Source organism: Pirellulales bacterium, from assembly GCA_035499655.1.
Taxonomy (GTDB): domain Bacteria; phylum Planctomycetota; class Planctomycetia; order Pirellulales; family JADZDJ01; genus DATJYL01.
The window spans coordinates 1-14,188 of sequence record DATJYL010000017.1 but is presented as its reverse complement, the minus strand read 5'-3'; the positions used below and the strand labels follow the sequence as shown (position 1 = coordinate 14,188).

At 57.1% G+C, this 14,188-nt stretch carries 12 protein-coding genes; 8 read left to right on the top strand and 4 right to left on the bottom strand.

Features of this window, described 5'->3' with window-relative positions; genetic code table 11:
• On the bottom strand, positions 1–1,961 hold a 1,961-nt coding region (locus tag VMJ32_00995; GenBank protein ID HTQ37571.1), incomplete at its 3' end, for an IPT/TIG domain-containing protein.
• Positions 1,962–2,202: 241 nt separating this feature from the next.
• A complete protein-coding gene (topA, locus tag VMJ32_00990) occupies positions 2,203–4,863 on the bottom strand; it encodes a type I DNA topoisomerase (protein ID HTQ37570.1) in 2,661 nt (886 codons plus the stop codon).
• Positions 4,864–5,392: 529 nt separating this feature from the next.
• On the opposite strand from topA, the gene VMJ32_00985 reads away from it, so the two are divergent.
• From VMJ32_00985 to VMJ32_00975, 3 genes are all read left to right on the top strand, one after another.
• Positions 5,393–7,978, top strand: coding sequence for a hypothetical protein (locus VMJ32_00985; GenBank protein HTQ37569.1), 2,586 nt, complete (start codon positions 5,393–5,395; stop codon positions 7,976–7,978).
• A gap of 177 nt (positions 7,979–8,155) precedes the next feature.
• Positions 8,156–8,518, top strand: coding sequence for a tetratricopeptide repeat protein (locus VMJ32_00980; protein ID HTQ37568.1), 363 nt, complete (start codon positions 8,156–8,158; stop codon positions 8,516–8,518).
• A 33-nt stretch (positions 8,519–8,551) separates the two neighbouring features.
• On the top strand, positions 8,552–9,109 hold the full coding sequence (locus VMJ32_00975; protein ID HTQ37567.1) for a DinB family protein: 558 nt from the start codon (positions 8,552–8,554) through the stop codon (positions 9,107–9,109).
• A gap of 71 nt (positions 9,110–9,180) precedes the next feature.
• Here VMJ32_00975 and VMJ32_00970 read toward each other — a convergent pair whose 3' ends face one another.
• Positions 9,181–9,597, bottom strand: a complete 417-nt coding sequence (locus VMJ32_00970; GenBank protein ID HTQ37566.1) for a DnaJ domain-containing protein — start codon at positions 9,595–9,597, stop codon at positions 9,181–9,183.
• Positions 9,598–10,035: 438 nt separating this feature from the next.
• Here VMJ32_00970 and VMJ32_00965 point away from each other — a divergent pair, with 438 nt between their 5' ends.
• The 5 genes from VMJ32_00965 to VMJ32_00945 all read left to right on the top strand — a co-directional run bounded on the left by VMJ32_00965 (position 10,036) and on the right by VMJ32_00945 (position 13,056).
• Positions 10,036–10,437: a cupin domain-containing protein gene (locus VMJ32_00965; protein HTQ37565.1), complete on the top strand. Its 402-nt coding sequence runs from the start codon at positions 10,036–10,038 to the stop codon at positions 10,435–10,437.
• 412 nt (positions 10,438–10,849) lie between these two features.
• The gene (locus VMJ32_00960) at positions 10,850–11,356 is read left to right on the top strand and encodes a hypothetical protein (protein ID HTQ37564.1); all 507 of its coding nucleotides are present in this window, start codon (positions 10,850–10,852) and stop codon (positions 11,354–11,356) included.
• 354 nt (positions 11,357–11,710) lie between these two features.
• Positions 11,711–12,085, top strand: a complete 375-nt coding sequence (locus VMJ32_00955) for a VOC family protein (GenBank protein HTQ37563.1) — start codon at positions 11,711–11,713, stop codon at positions 12,083–12,085.
• 96 nt (positions 12,086–12,181) lie between these two features.
• Positions 12,182–12,373, top strand: a complete 192-nt coding sequence (locus VMJ32_00950) for a hypothetical protein (protein ID HTQ37562.1) — start codon at positions 12,182–12,184, stop codon at positions 12,371–12,373.
• Complete coding sequence (locus tag VMJ32_00945; protein HTQ37561.1) at positions 12,373–13,056, top strand: paraquat-inducible protein A; 684 nt, start codon at positions 12,373–12,375, stop codon at positions 13,054–13,056. The genes VMJ32_00950 and VMJ32_00945 overlap by 1 nt, the downstream gene beginning before the upstream one ends.
• Positions 13,057–13,115: 59 nt before the next feature.
• Here VMJ32_00945 and glgB read toward each other — a convergent pair.
• Positions 13,116–14,188, bottom strand: a 1,073-nt coding sequence (gene glgB / locus VMJ32_00940) for a 1,4-alpha-glucan branching enzyme (GenBank protein HTQ37560.1), incomplete at its 5' end; no start/stop codon positions are given.

Genomic DNA, 14,188 nt, shown 5'->3' with positions numbered 1-14,188 from the left:
CGCATCTCATCTTCCATTCGTGCGACATTTGCGAAGGTCGTGTAAATCGAAAATGTCGAAAACAGCAGCGCCCGCGGTGCAATCGCTGGATACACCCGCTCTTTCTCACTTGGGCTGGTCGCCGGCGCCGTTGTCGTGCCGCTGGCAATTGTGCCACTTGTTATGGGAGCGCCGGTCGTCGTGCTGATTGTCGAGCCGTTCGTTCCCGCGGCGCTGGCTCCTGTCTCCTCAGCGGCGGTTGCAGCGGTGCTGTTTTCTTCGCTGCTGCTGCCTTTGCCGCTGTGCAACATGCTCAATAGCGCTTGCAGATCGGCACTGTCGAAGTGCCCGTCGCCGTTCACGTCGGCAATTCCGCTGAAATTCCCACTCGATACACCGTAGGTGCTCATATACGTCGTCGGATTCGTCAAGGCCTGCATCGCCGGCATCATATCGTCGGCGTCAACGTGCCCGTCGGCATTGAAATCGCCGGGAGCTATTTCCGTATACAAATCGGCGGACGTTTTGGCCGAGGTGCCATATCCAAAAATCGGCGCATTCACGTTCGCATTTGGGTTGTCGCTGATATTGTCGGTTTCATCAACCCCCGATTGAACCCTCACGTCTACCGTTCCCGATACCCGCGGAACGACGACGGAAAGCTGCGTATCGCTGACCACCGTAACCGACGTGGCCGCCGTAGCGCCAAACGTTACCGAAAGATGCCCGGCAGCGCCCGAAAAGTTTTGGCCGGTAACAGTCAAAGTGCTCCCTGCTGCGCTGCGATTTGCATTGAGGCCCGTGACCACCGGCGCCAGGTTCACCACCTGAAAATCGCCGGCGTTCAGCGCTTCCAAACCGTTCGAGGCAAAAATGTCGTCCGTATTCCAAGTCAGCGCAATGTTGTTGTTGGCGTCCACCGCCGCCGAGGCGCCGGTCACATACATCGCGCTGCCGATGTCGGCCACAATCAACCCGTACTGCTGCATGGCCCGGGCAATAATCTGCGATTCCGGCGGCATGTTGTTGATCAGGTTATTGATCGTCGGCGTACTCGCCAGGCGCAGCCGAGCGCCCAGCGGCACGTTGTTCGCCCCCTGCGAAGTGCTCACCATGTGCGAAGCCGGATAAACGTATTGCGGATTGATGTCGCCCGAGGGCAGAGTCATCCGCAAGGCATGGTTGATGACGCCCTGCCCTCCTTGTGATACTGGCAATCCTTCGTCGGGTCGGGCCAGGCCGGCCAAAATCGACAGACCCGCGGCATCGGCCGAGGTAGCGCCCAATGTGCGGAAACTGTCGGTGTTCATGTTCCACACCGTTTCTTGAGCCGCATGCCATTGGCCGTCGGTGTGATTCAGTTCGGCACCGTTGTTGTTGGGAAACAATTTGGGATCGCTGGGCCGTGTAACTCCGTACAACTCGTAGGCAATGTTGTTGTCTTCGTCCCAAATAATGAGGTGGGAATCACCGCGCTGATTCGCGTTGTAACCACCGCCGTTGGGGTTGGGGCCGACTTGATAGTCCCCTTCCAGCACGGCGCCGGCCGGAATCGGAACTCCCACAATATCGCTCTCGTCCGGATAGTTGTCGATGATGACGTTAATCTTCGCGGTGCTGTTTCCGTGAACTACATTCACCGGAATGCCGTAGAGCGGATCGGTTCCATTCGCCGGATTGTCTTCGCCCCAGTCGGGATGGATGCGAACGGATGTGCCAATGTGCGAAATAATGGCTGCCGAATTGGCCACTACCGGCGCATTACTGATGTTTTGATTCCACGGATTGTCCGCTGGAAACAATTGTTGACCAAGCAGCGTCAACAGGCGCCGACTTTCCAACTCCTCGAAGTGCAATGGCCAGCGGCGTGCCCAGCCCGCGCGGCCACGCGCACAGCGCCGCCGCCCAGCGCCGTTCATTCGCTTGTCATGCCGGGCGGAAAATAGCGAAGAAAACTGCAGCCAGTGCGCGAATGGAAACATGGGGGCCATCCTTGATGAATCAAAGGAACTGCGCCCCTGCGCGCCGGACTATCACAATACTTTCGTGATGTAGCGAAGAGCCTGCTCATCTGCATCGATGTAATCCAAAAATGGCCCGCCCGAGATCGTGGCCCGTGTCGACCAAAGCCGCCAGCCGCATTATAGCGAATCGCTCGTTCCACTGCGACAAGTCAGCGGATCGCCTCCCTAGTTTTGGGCGCGCAACGCCGCGACCACAAACTTAAGCCGATTTAGAAGCCATCGCACGTTTTGGCTTGGCTGCGGCTGTCTTTTTTGCGCCGCGCCGGGACGCCTTTTTACTCGGCCCCGCAGCAGCGCGATCGGCCAACAGCCGCAAGGCAAATTCAAAAGTGACCTCTTCCGGCGCCGTGTTTTTCGGCACCGAGGCATTGGTCACCCCGTCGGTCACGTATTGCCCGTACCGGCCATCGAGCAATTGGACAGCGTTTTTAGTGACGGGCGAAGGATCGAACACTTTCAGCGGCTCTTTTTTCGCGCCGAATCCGCGACGCATCGCCTTGGGTTGTTTCAGCAATTCCAGCGCTTCGGTAAACGTGACTTCCAGCGGCGAAACGCCCGCCGGCAGCGAGCGCGTTTCCTCACCGCACTTAATGTAGGGCCCAAACCGCCCGTTGAAGGCCGTCACGGTTTGGCCGTTTTCCGGATGCGTGCCCAAATTCCGCGGCAACGTAAGCAGCTTCAGGGCCGTGGCCAAATCAACGCTTTCCGCCGTCATGCCTTTTAGCAGCGATGCGTTTTGCGGCTTCTCCTCATCATCCGGCGTGCCGCGCTGTACGTATGGACCAAATCGACCTACTTTCAAATACACCGGTTTGCCAGTTTCCGGGCAAACGCCCAATGGCTCATCCGCTTGCGAAGCTTGCGAGAACAGCTCGCGGCATTTTTCCAGCGTCAGCTCTTCCGGCGCTAATCCCTCGGGCAACGACGCCCGCCGTTCGCCTTGCTCGATGAACGGCCCGTAGCGGCCCACGCGCACAAAAATCGGCGGCTCCCCTTCCGGCTCCGAAAGCAACACGCGGCTGACATCACGGGCGTCGATTTCGTCGGTTTTTTTATCCAAATGTTTTTTCAACCCCGGCTGCCCGTTGCCGAAATAAAATTTTCGCAAGTAATCTACCTGGGCCTGCTCGCCGCGGCTGATGGCGTCCAAATCGTCTTCCATTTGCGCGGTGAAGCCGTAATCGACCAATTCCTGCAGATGCTTTTCCAACAACTGCGTGACCGCGAACGCCGTCCACGTGGGCACCAGCGCGCCGCCTTTTTTGAACACGTAGTTGCGGGCCTGAATGGTGTCGATAATGCTTGCGTACGTGCTGGGCCGGCCGATGCCCAACTCTTCCAGTGCCCGCGTGAGCGCCGCTTCGCTGAACCGCCCCGGCGGCTGCGTGGTGTGGCTTTTCGGTTCCAGTCCGTCGCCGGCCAATTGCAATTTTTCTCCCTCTGCCAGCGATGGCAAAACCGCTTCGCGGTCGGCCAGGTCCGCTTCCGGGTCGTCGGAGCCTTCCACGTAAGCCCGCAAGTAACCGGCGAAATCGATCGTTTTGCCCCCCGCCGTAAACTCGGCGCCGCCCCCGGCAATCGTCACGGTAATGCGCTGGCCGCGGCAATCGACCATCTGACTGGCCACGGTCCGCTTCCAAATCAGGTCGTACAGCTTGAACTCGTCGGGCCCTAATTCGCTCCGTAATTGTTCGGGGAAATCGAACGGATGGCCCGCCGGACGAATCGCCTCGTGCGCTTCCTGCGCGTTTTTCACTTTTGCGGAATAGACTCGCGGGCTGTCGGGCACATATTCCGGACCGTATTGCGACGCCACCAATGCCCGCGCCGCTTCAATCGCCACGCTCGCCAAATTTGTCGAATCGGTACGCATATAGGTGATGTGACCGTTTTCGTACAAACTTTGGGCCGCCTGCATGGTGCGCCGGGCAGTAAAGCCCAATTTTCGGTTCGCTTCCTGTTGCAGCGTGCTGGTGGTAAACGGCGGATAGGGACGCGACGTGTACGGCTTCACCTCCAACGCGCTCACGCGAAATTCGGCGGCTCGCAGCCGCTGCACCAATTCCTGTGCCTGCGTTTCGTCCAGCAGCAACAGTGCGGAATCTTTGAGCTTGCCGGTGGCGGAATCGAAATCCTTGCCCGAGGGAATTTGCTTGCCGTTTAATGAGATCATCGTAGCCGCAAATTGCGTTTTGGCGGCGTTGGCAAACGTCGCCAGCAGATCCCAGTACGTGGCCGAATGGAACGCCATCCGCTGCCGTTCCCGCTCCACAATCAATCGCACCGCCACGCTTTGCACGCGGCCGGCCGATAATTTGGGCCGCACCTTACGCCACAACAGCGGCGACACTTCGTATCCGTACAGCCGATCCAAAATCCGGCGCGTTTCCTGGGCCCGGACCAGGTCTTGATCTATTTCCCGTGGATGTTCCAGTGCCTCATGAATGGCGTCCTTGGTGATTTCATGGAACACCAACCGCCGCACCGGAATTTTGGGCTTTAGCACTTCGTTCAAATGCCAACTAATGGCTTCCCCTTCTCGATCCTCGTCGGTCGCCAGATACAAATCTTTGGCGTCCTTGACCAGACCTCGAAGTTTTTTCACATGGGCTGATTTACTATGCGGAATAACGTACAGCGGGTCGAAATCCTGCTCCACATTCACACCCAGACGCGACCAGGCCTGGTCCTTATACTCCGCGGGTATTTCCTTGGCCCCCTGGGGCAAATCGCGAATGTGCCCAATGCTGGCCTCGACCGTGAAATCGCGCCCCAGGAACTTGCTAATTGTTCGGGCTTTGGCCGGCGATTCGACAATCACCAAACTTTTGGTGCCGGCTCGGGAAGTTTTTTTCGCCATAAATACCGCAGGGTTAATGTTAAAGCAGTCAATCTGTGAAACATGGGATATTTGCCGGCGAAAAGCCTGACTATCTATCCGCCACAAAGTTAGGTTTCACAAGTTGTTAAAGTGCGTCCCTCAAAGCCCTCCAAACATCACTGACCAATCGACATTTTCCAACTAACCGTTACGACCGAATCTTTGAGTACCATAGGCAACCGCCAGCCGATTCTACGCCGCTGGGAAGCTAAAGCCCACAGGTCGCAACCCGTCTGTTTCGGGATGATATCGATCCAAACCGGGGCCGGCATCGCTTCTTCCACTCGACGCTGCGCTCGACTGGGATTGCATTTACGTCGCCCAGCGCTACAATCGGCGTCTCCGATTTCCACTGTTTCCATTCCGCCGCTGCCTTAATCGCATACAACTCGGGCACGTTGGTTGTCAAGGCATCTTTGCCCCCGACCGGAACGAACGCTGCTTTCGTAATCAAGCATATTGGGCGATATTTACACCTGTCGCCGTCAACGATTAGGAACCTACCGACATGGCCAGTCCGTTTAGCGTTTTCCGCAAAAATCAGAAGGCTTGGATGGTCCCCATCTCCATCCTGGCCATGATTAGTTTCATTTTTCTCGGCTCGATGTCCCGTCTTGGCTCCGGCGGCAAGCGTGAAGATCCTGACATCTTTACTTGGGACTTTGGCACGGTCCATCGCAGCGAACTCAACTTTCTCAAAACGAATTTCCAGGCACTGCGACAGTTTCTGATCACGGCCGGCACAAAGGCCGGATTGCCACCACAACAACTCGCCAGTATCGACCGCCAGATTCCAACCTCCGACCGAGCCATCGTCAACACGATGCTGTTGGATAAAAAAGCCCAGCAATTGGGCATTGTCATCAGCGATACTGTCATCAACAGCTACATCAATTCCCTTACGGAAGATAAATTGCGGCCCCAGGATCTCGCCGATGCAGCCCAAGCCGTGTCCCAACGTTTCGACGGAATCGGTCAGACCCAATTGTTCGATGCCCTGCGAATGCAGTTGGCGGCAGCCTATGCCCAAATGGCCTTTTCGCCTCTTTTGAGCCGCTCCGGCGGAATGATGGGGGCGGTTTTTCGCGGCGATACGCCGGGTGACCGCTGGGATTATTTCTGCCGCTTAAACCGCAAAGTGACGGCGCAAATTCTTCCCGTGCCGGTTGAAAAATTCGCGGCCGATATCCCCGATCCCAGCCCGGAGCAACTCAAAAGCTTTTACGAACAATACAAAACCGACGAACCCGATCCGGCCAGTCCCAGCCCCGGCTTCCGACAGCCTTACAAAGCCAAGTTCCAATACATCAAGGCCGATTACGAGCAGTTGATGGCCGCTGAATCGCCCAAAATCACGCAGCAGGAAATCAAAGATTATTACGACAACCACAAGCAGGAATTCATCAAAACCAAGCTGCCCGAACTGCCCGAAAGCGGCAAACCCGGCGCCGAAGGCGCCGCCACTGCACCAGCCGGCACGGTTAAACCTGACGACACCAAATCCGACGCCGGCCCGGCAAAATCCGGCGAGTCGAAACCGGCCGACACAAAACCGCTGGATACGAAATCGACCGGCGCGAAAACCAACGACGCAAAATCGGCCGATACGAAAGCCCCACCCGCCAAAACGGGAAGCACAAAATCCAGCGATGCCAAACCGGGTGACCCCAAATCCAGCGATTCAAAATCCGGCGACTCAAAAAAATCGGACAATCAAAATAAATCCAGCAGCAATAAGCAATCATTCGTCCCGCCTCCAGCTCCTGTCAACGGTAAGCAAACCGTGGCCACCTCGCTGGATGGCGTACTGTTAGCGCAGGCCGACACAAAATCAGCGGGCCAAAAATCGGCCGATGCGAAATCGTCCAGCGGCAAATCGCCGGACGCATCGTCCAGCAGTAAATCGTCGGACACCAAGCCTGCCGGAAGCAAATCGTCCGCTGGTAAATCTGCGGACGCAAAACCTGCTGACGCCAAGTCCGCCGATTCAAAAACATCTGACGCAAAATCATCGGACGCCAAGATGCCGGAAACCGGGGCGCCCGACGCCAACGCCGCCACTCCCGACCGCACCGTCGAATACGATCCGCTCGATAAAGTCGCCGACACCATTCGCAATCAGCTGGCTCAACAAAAAGTAGACGACCAGGTCGACGCCGCATTTTCCGCAATCGAATCAAAAATCGAGCTATACAACCGCGGCCTACAAACCTATCGCGCCGCGGAAAGCCGCGGAAATAAAACCGCTAAAATGCCCGATCCCCCTGATCTGGCCGCTCTGGCCAAGCCCTCCGGATTGGAAGCCAAACAGACGGAACTGATTTCGCTCGAACAAGCCTACAACCACACCGATCTGGGCAAATCTCGCCGCTCGCTGGTGCCCGGCGAATACAGCGCCCCCTCCTTCATTCAATCGGCCTATCAATTAGATTCCAGCAGTCAGCCGACGCTGCCCACCTATCAGCCGCAGCGGAGCGACGACAACGATAACAACCGCTACCTGTGGTGGAAAGTAGCCGACGAGGCCGCCCACACGCCGACCCTGGACGAAATCAAGCCTGAAGTAACACTGGCCTGGAAAATCATCCAAGCCCGCAAACCCGCCCTGGCCAAGGCCAATGAAGATGCCGCTCAAGCCCGGCAACTGAAGCAAACCTTGAAGGAAACGTTCGGCTCGGTCGAAGGAAGCGGGCTCTCCACGGTCGGTCCGTTCAGTTGGCTCACGCAACCGGTCGGCCAGCCGTTTGGCGCGCCTCGACTGACGAAAGTTCCCGGCGTGGAGCAGGCCGGCGACGAGTTCATGAAAAGCATTTTCGCTTTGAAAGCCGGCGAAACCGGCGTGGCCGCCAACGAGCCGCAAACGGTGTACTACGTCGTGCAAATCGAAAGCGAGGAGCCCACTCTGGACGCGCTGCACGAAGAATTCATGGCTAAAATGTCCAACGAAATGTCTAAAATTCCGTATGCATTTGTCGGCCTGGAGGAGAACCAGGGGATGCCCCTCGCCTGGCTCAAGCAGGTGCAAAACGAATTTGGCTACCAATTGGCCCCCGGCGAAACGCTCTCCGACACGCGCTCCAGCAGCGTCGATTAGACGCGGCTGTTGGGCATTCACGATCACCGTGTTTGCAACTTCTGGTATCGTTGCCATCGTCGTGCCGTCGTGATTTAATTTGATTGAACTACAACGATACGAGGGGAAAACATGCGGCGATCGACATCTTATTTGCCCCGCGCCAATCGCTCAAATGCACGCTCCCAAAGGCCCGCGTTGCTTTCCCGTGCACTTCGCCTAGCACAGGCCGGCAACCGCCGGGCAGCCATCGACCTGCTCCGCGAATTGTCGAAGCAAACACCAACCGACGCGCTGGTCTGGTTTCATCTGGGCGCACTGCTCGATGCCGGCGGAAAAATGCGCCAGGCCATTCCTTGCTATCTCCGGGCGTTGCGCCTGAACCCGCGTCATCCGCAACACTACGAAATGTGCCTCTACCTGTGCAGTTCTTACCGCAAAACCGGCCGGCCACTGGCGGCTCGCCGCTGGCTAAAAAAAGCGGAAACCTTTGGCCACGACACCGCTTTGCAACGCCGCCTGCAGCGATTGCTGAATCGCCGGCAGCGGCTGCAAGACTAAACTATTTCACCACTGCACCAGTAATATGCCGTGATGACCACTGCCATTTCGCTCGTTCACCGCCTGCACCAGCACCGCGCGTGGGTAAACCAAAATTTACTTGCCGCTGCGGCGCAACTTAACGACGAGCAGCTCCGCCGCCCGTTTGCCATTGGGCAAGGCTCCGTATGGAAATCGCTCACGCACATGTACGCAGCCGAGTATGTTTGGCTGGCCGCGCTACAAGGGAACGAAAACGCCCTCGCGCCCGGCGATGTCCCGGGCCAATTGCCCGGCAATCAACAGGGGGAAGACGCCCTGCGAACGTTGGACGAGTTGCGCCAAAAATGGTCCGCTTTGGAAAAACGCTGGGCCGATGATTTGGCCGCGCATGCGCCGGAATCGCTCGACGAACTGGTTTACCGGTTCAGCGCGTCGTTTGGCGAGCGGTTTAGCTGCCGCCGCTCCGATGTTTTGTTGCACGTGTGCGCCCATGCACAATACACCACGGCCCAGGTTGTAAACATGCTCCGCCATTTAGGCGTGGAAAAACTGCCCTCCACGATGCTGATGGCCCTGGCCCGCCAGGAAGCAAAACAACAGCAACCTTGAAGGTCGCTTGGCCGTGCAACCGCGACAATGCACTGCTGCCAGCAGCTAGTAGGTACATCCGCGAGCGGATATCAAGTCGTAATAATCACGACAAGCACCGCCACGACTATGCACACGGCAATAAATAAAATCGCTTTGCGAAGCTGCGGATCCAGCCGACGGCGAATTCTCGGCAGGTTAACCGCTGTCTCCAGCGACGAACGGTCAATCTGAAATTCATCCAGCGGCTGGATTTCGTACACCGACGGCGGCGTGGGTTGACCCCAGGGGTTTCGACGGTCGTAATGGGCATCGTAACGGGCACGCCGCTCCGGATCGGAAAGAATTTCGAAGGCTCTTTGGACTCGGATAAACGCCGCGCGCACTTCTTGTTCGCGACCGATGTTCAAATCGGGATGGTACTTCTTCGCCAATCGCCGAAAGGCGACACAGATGTCATCCGCCGAGGCGGACGAATCGACCTCTAATTCTTCGTAATACGATCGCATGACCCATGAAGAAGTCGGCGAGTTACTTTGGCGTCGTGCATGGCACGACGTGCTGAACTCTTCTCTACCGCCCTGCGCTCGGTTTGCAACCAGGCCGCGGCATGGCGCTCCAGCCCGTGCCCAGTGCTTCCTTTCATTCGGCTACCATCGAACAACGCCATCACGACTGACTCCCCATCGCGGGAGGTTTGCCCCCACATTATAGCTAGTATCCTGCAGCGAAACCAGGGCACGCCCGCAGGTCAATCAACTGACGATGTCTACCTGGAATCTATTCCATTCCCGCTATGCCCCCTGCCGCAATCGGACCGTTGTGACGCACCGCAATCACATCGCTTTACAGCGATGGCGATTGATTTTTTAACACACCCGTGCGGAAGTATTAAAACTCAGCAATAATAGTGGCACAATCACAAATTAAACAAAGGAGCAAAGCAAGTGGAAATCAAACGCAGTGGCTCTCAACCCTCCGCCAAACCTCCGGCCGAGTATTTCACCGGCACGGTCCGGCTCGATCCGCTGTTTCAGCCCATCGCCCCGGCCCGTGCGGCCGGCAACAGTGTCACGTTTGAGCCTGGCGCTCGCACGGCCTGGCACACCCACCCGCTGGGCCAAACGCTCATCGTCACCGCCGGCTGCGGCCTGACGCAGCGCTGGGGCGGCCCAATCGAGCAAATTCGTCCCGGCGACGTGGTTCTGATTCCCCCGGGCGAAAAGCATTGGCACGGCGCGGCGCCCGCCACCGCCATGACCCACATCGCCATTCAAGAAATGCTCGACGGCAAGCAAGTCGAATGGCTGGAAAAAGTCACCGACCAGCAATACTCCCCCCGCGGCTAATCCTCCTTATCGCGCAGCGGACATGATGTTTCAGCGGTGTTTCGGCGGCCGTTCGGGTGGTGGGCCAATTTGAACATAGCCCGACTGTGTCAGTCGGGAAAAGCGGCTGTCGGAATTTCAAATTGTCCCACCACCGCCGTTCGATCATCAATCGGTCCCGGCGCGCCGGCACGATGCCCGCGACCCAAGCCCCGCGTCGGCCTCTGTTTCTCGGCCAAGTTGGAAACAGTTCCAGGGTGCTTTGCTAGCGCCGCCAGTGGAAATCGCCCCGCGATAGCAAAGCGCCAGCTCGCAAATTGATATTGCCCGATTTGACGCGCGTCGCTTGAATGTCCGCCGGGTGGGCACAAGCCGAGGTCCCGACGCTCGGATCGGCTAAACTGCTCCCGCATTCTTAAAAGGTGAACGCGCAATGAGCATTAAATTTTCACGCTTGGCGACGGCCGTGTTGCTGGTCGCTGTCATTTTCCTGATGTCTGGCCGCAGTTGGGCAATTTATAATGTGCTGGGACCTTCTAAAGACGAATGGGGGTTGAAGTACGACGTCCAGGTAAACGACGCGGGGGGCGATAAGGTGAACGTCGTTTTTACACTCGCCGACGAAGGTCGACTCAAGCCCATCTATTCCATCGAACTGATTGCAATGAATCCGGAAACCGACAGTCAAGGCGGTCACGGGTACGACGTGAAGGAGAAATTCGAGTTGAAACCAACCGCCGATGGTCGCCGCGTGGGGCAAGTGCAAATGCGCAAGGAATTTTTAGACCACGCCCAAATTCGGATCCTCACCGACAGGTTCGACGGCCAGCCACAACGGTGGTTAGCGAACTATGAAACTCCCATCCGGCGGTTCTTGGATAAAGGCCCCGCGGAGGTTCCGCCTCTCGCCTCACCGCTAGGATCGAAACTCACCAAATAAATGAATGGCGCCATGGCTCTCTGAGATCCCTAGCATTCAGCGCGGCTTCGCTACCGCGAGATAATTCTCTTGACCGCCGTTCGCCTTCTCATGCGCCGTTCCTGACGGATTGCCGCGCGAGGAAATACGGTCTGCAAGCATTCCCGCACCGCCTGCAGTCTCGAAGGTTTTGTAGTTTCCATGATCGTTCTCCTTAAAATCGCTCCCTAGGAAATCACGCGCAATTCCCGCTCCAACCCCGCAAATACTTGCGGCCCTCCCATCGTTCCCGCATAATTTGAAAGAAACAAGATCACATCAATAGCGTTCGCATCTTCGGCAAATCGGGCAACTCATGTTTTCGGAGACCGCCCAATGAAAAGCAATCCTATCGACTGGTTTGAAATTTACGTTCAAGACCTCGCCCGCGCCAAGCAATTTTACGAATCGGTTTTTCAAGTCAAACTGCAAAAGCTCGATTCACCGATTCCGGGAGTCGAGCTATGGGCGTTTCCCGGCGAAATGAACATCTACGGCGCGTGCGGCGCATTGGTCAAAATGGAAGGCTTTAACGCCACGGGCAATTCCACCATTGTTTACTTTCATTGCGAGGATTGCGCCATCGAAGAAGGCCGCGTCAAAGCCGCGGGCGGAAAAGTCCAGCGACCCAAATTCTCCATCGGCCAATACGGCCACATCTCCCTGATCATCGATACCGAAGGCACCCTCGTCGGCCTGCACTCGATGTAATCACACGATTGGTCATCGAATCCGTGCCACACAATCATAAAGCCGCGACCTCTGGTCGCGCGCATTCTCCCTCTCCCTCGACGGGAGAGGGCCGGGGTGAGGGTGAGCAGCAACTGGCTGCCTGGGGCAAAGGCCGCCGTCGCCCCAGCGATCGGCCCGTGCAAGCTATTGCCGCCGCAATTTCGCTATGGCACGATGATGGCAACTCAATTCGGCACTGCTGGACAAGCCAGCAGTGGCACCGCCCAGACGTTTTCCGATTATTTCCCCGATGGCGTACAACCTTGATGAGTAGCCCACCCCATAAACTGATTTCTCGTCGCGCTGCCAGCGATGCCTTGAAATCATCGCTGAAAAAGCGCAATCCCAGCTTCACGCCGCTCTGTTTCGCCTACCTGGCTGCGCTCCTATTTTTGGTCGGCATCTTCGCGCCCAGCTTCACCATGATTCCCAAATTTGGCGACGGCTTTTTCGAGCGGCTCGTTCGCCTGTTTGTCAGCAGCGACCTGGAACCACGGCAGTTTTCGCTCGTGGGCGGCATCCTGCATCTGTTCCAGGAGGGGCAATTATTTATCGGCGGCTTAATCCTGCTGTTTTCCTTGGCGTTTCCCCTGGCCAAGCTGATCGCCCTGATCCGCGCCATTCACCTCGGTTCTCGGGCCACCCAGCGCCATTTGAAAATGGTCGAGAGCCTGGGCAAGTGGTCAATGGTCGATGTGTTCGTCATTGCCTCGCTGGTCATTTGTTTCAAAGGTTTTCCAGGCGGCACCCACATTCAAGTGCAATGGGGGATTTATATCTTTGCCATTTCGATTTTGCTCTCGATGTGGGCCACCTACATTCTGAAGCAGCAATTCCACCCCGCCGCCGCGGTTAATTTGACGAGCGGCGCCGCAGCCGACTTGACCAGCACCACGGCGACGAGTTTGACCTGCGATGCAGAAAGTTCGGGCGATCACAAGATGCTCTAGTCCGCGTGCGCCTGCGGCATTTGCTAGTCGCTGGTTGCTAATCGCTCGACGCTTTCAGCTTACCGCCGCGGCTTCAGCACCACCACCGCCAGCGGCGGGAGAGTGATTTCAATCGAATGTGGGCGGCCGTGAGCCATGTGGTCGGTGGCCATGATGCCCGGGCCGTTGCCCAGGTTGCTGCCGCCGTAGAATTTGCTGTCGCTGTTGAAAATCTCTTCGTACCAGCAGCGTTCCGGCACGCCCAATAAATATCCTTCTCGCGGCACGGGAGTGAAGTTGCAGGCGACAACCAAAAAGTCGCTGGGGGTTTTCGCCTTTCGCAAATACACCAGCACGCTGTTTTGCCAGTTGTGGCAATCGACCCATTCAAAGCCGGTGTAATCGAAATCGACTTCGTGTAAGGCTGGCTCGCGGCGCATCAGTTGGTTGACGTCGGCCACCATTTTTTTCAAACCCTGGTGGCTTTCCCATTGCAGCAAGTGCCACTGCAAGCTTTCGTCGTAGTTCCACTCGTTCCACTGGCCAAAATCGCCCCCCATGAACAGCAGTTTTTTCCCCGGGTGTGTCCACATGTACCCGAGCAAAAGCCGCATGTTGGCGAACTTTTGCCACAAGTCGCCGGGCACCTGATCCAGCAGCGAACCTTTGCCGTGCACCACTTCATCGTGCGACAAGGGCAGCACAAAGTTTTCGTGAAAGGCGTAAATCAGCGAGAACGTGAGTTCATCGTGATGATACGTGCGATGGATCGGGTTTTTGCGGAAGTAGCGGAGCGTGTCGTTCATCCACCCCATGTTCCATTTCAGGCTGAAGCCCAGCCCGCCGACATACGTAGGGCGCGAAACGCTCGGCCAGGCGGTGCTTTCCTCCGCAATGGTCAGCACGCCCGGATGCTGCAAATGCGATTGGACGTTGAACTCCTTGATGAACGAAATGGCCTGCAAGTTTTCGCGGCCGCCGTATTCGTTGGGAATCCATTGGCCTGATTCGCGGCTGTAGTCGAGGTACAGCATGCTGGCCACGGCGTCGACACGGAGGCCGTCGAGGTGGTATTTGTCGAGCCAGAAGAGGGCGTTCGACAAGAGGAAGTTGCTCACCTCGTGGCGGCCGTAGTTGAAGATGAGCGTGCCCC

What these genes read in the sequence shown, in the direction of transcription:
- VMJ32_00985 (HTQ37569.1), top strand. Translation starts at nt 5,393, where the DNA reads ATGGCCAGTCCGTTTAGCGTTTTCCGCAAAAATCAGAAGGCTTGGATG.
- VMJ32_00975 (HTQ37567.1), top strand. Translation starts at nt 8,552, where the DNA reads ATGACCACTGCCATTTCGCTCGTTCACCGCCTGCACCAGCACCGCGCG.
- VMJ32_00945 (HTQ37561.1), top strand. Translation starts at nt 12,373, where the DNA reads ATGAGTAGCCCACCCCATAAACTGATTTCTCGTCGCGCTGCCAGCGAT.
- VMJ32_00960 (HTQ37564.1), top strand. Translation starts at nt 10,850, where the DNA reads ATGAGCATTAAATTTTCACGCTTGGCGACGGCCGTGTTGCTGGTCGCT.
- VMJ32_00955 (HTQ37563.1), top strand. Translation starts at nt 11,711, where the DNA reads ATGAAAAGCAATCCTATCGACTGGTTTGAAATTTACGTTCAAGACCTC.
- topA (HTQ37570.1), bottom strand. Translation starts at nt 4,863, where the DNA reads ATGGCGAAAAAAACTTCCCGAGCCGGCACCAAAAGTTTGGTGATTGTC.
- VMJ32_00970 (HTQ37566.1), bottom strand. Translation starts at nt 9,597, where the DNA reads ATGCGATCGTATTACGAAGAATTAGAGGTCGATTCGTCCGCCTCGGCG.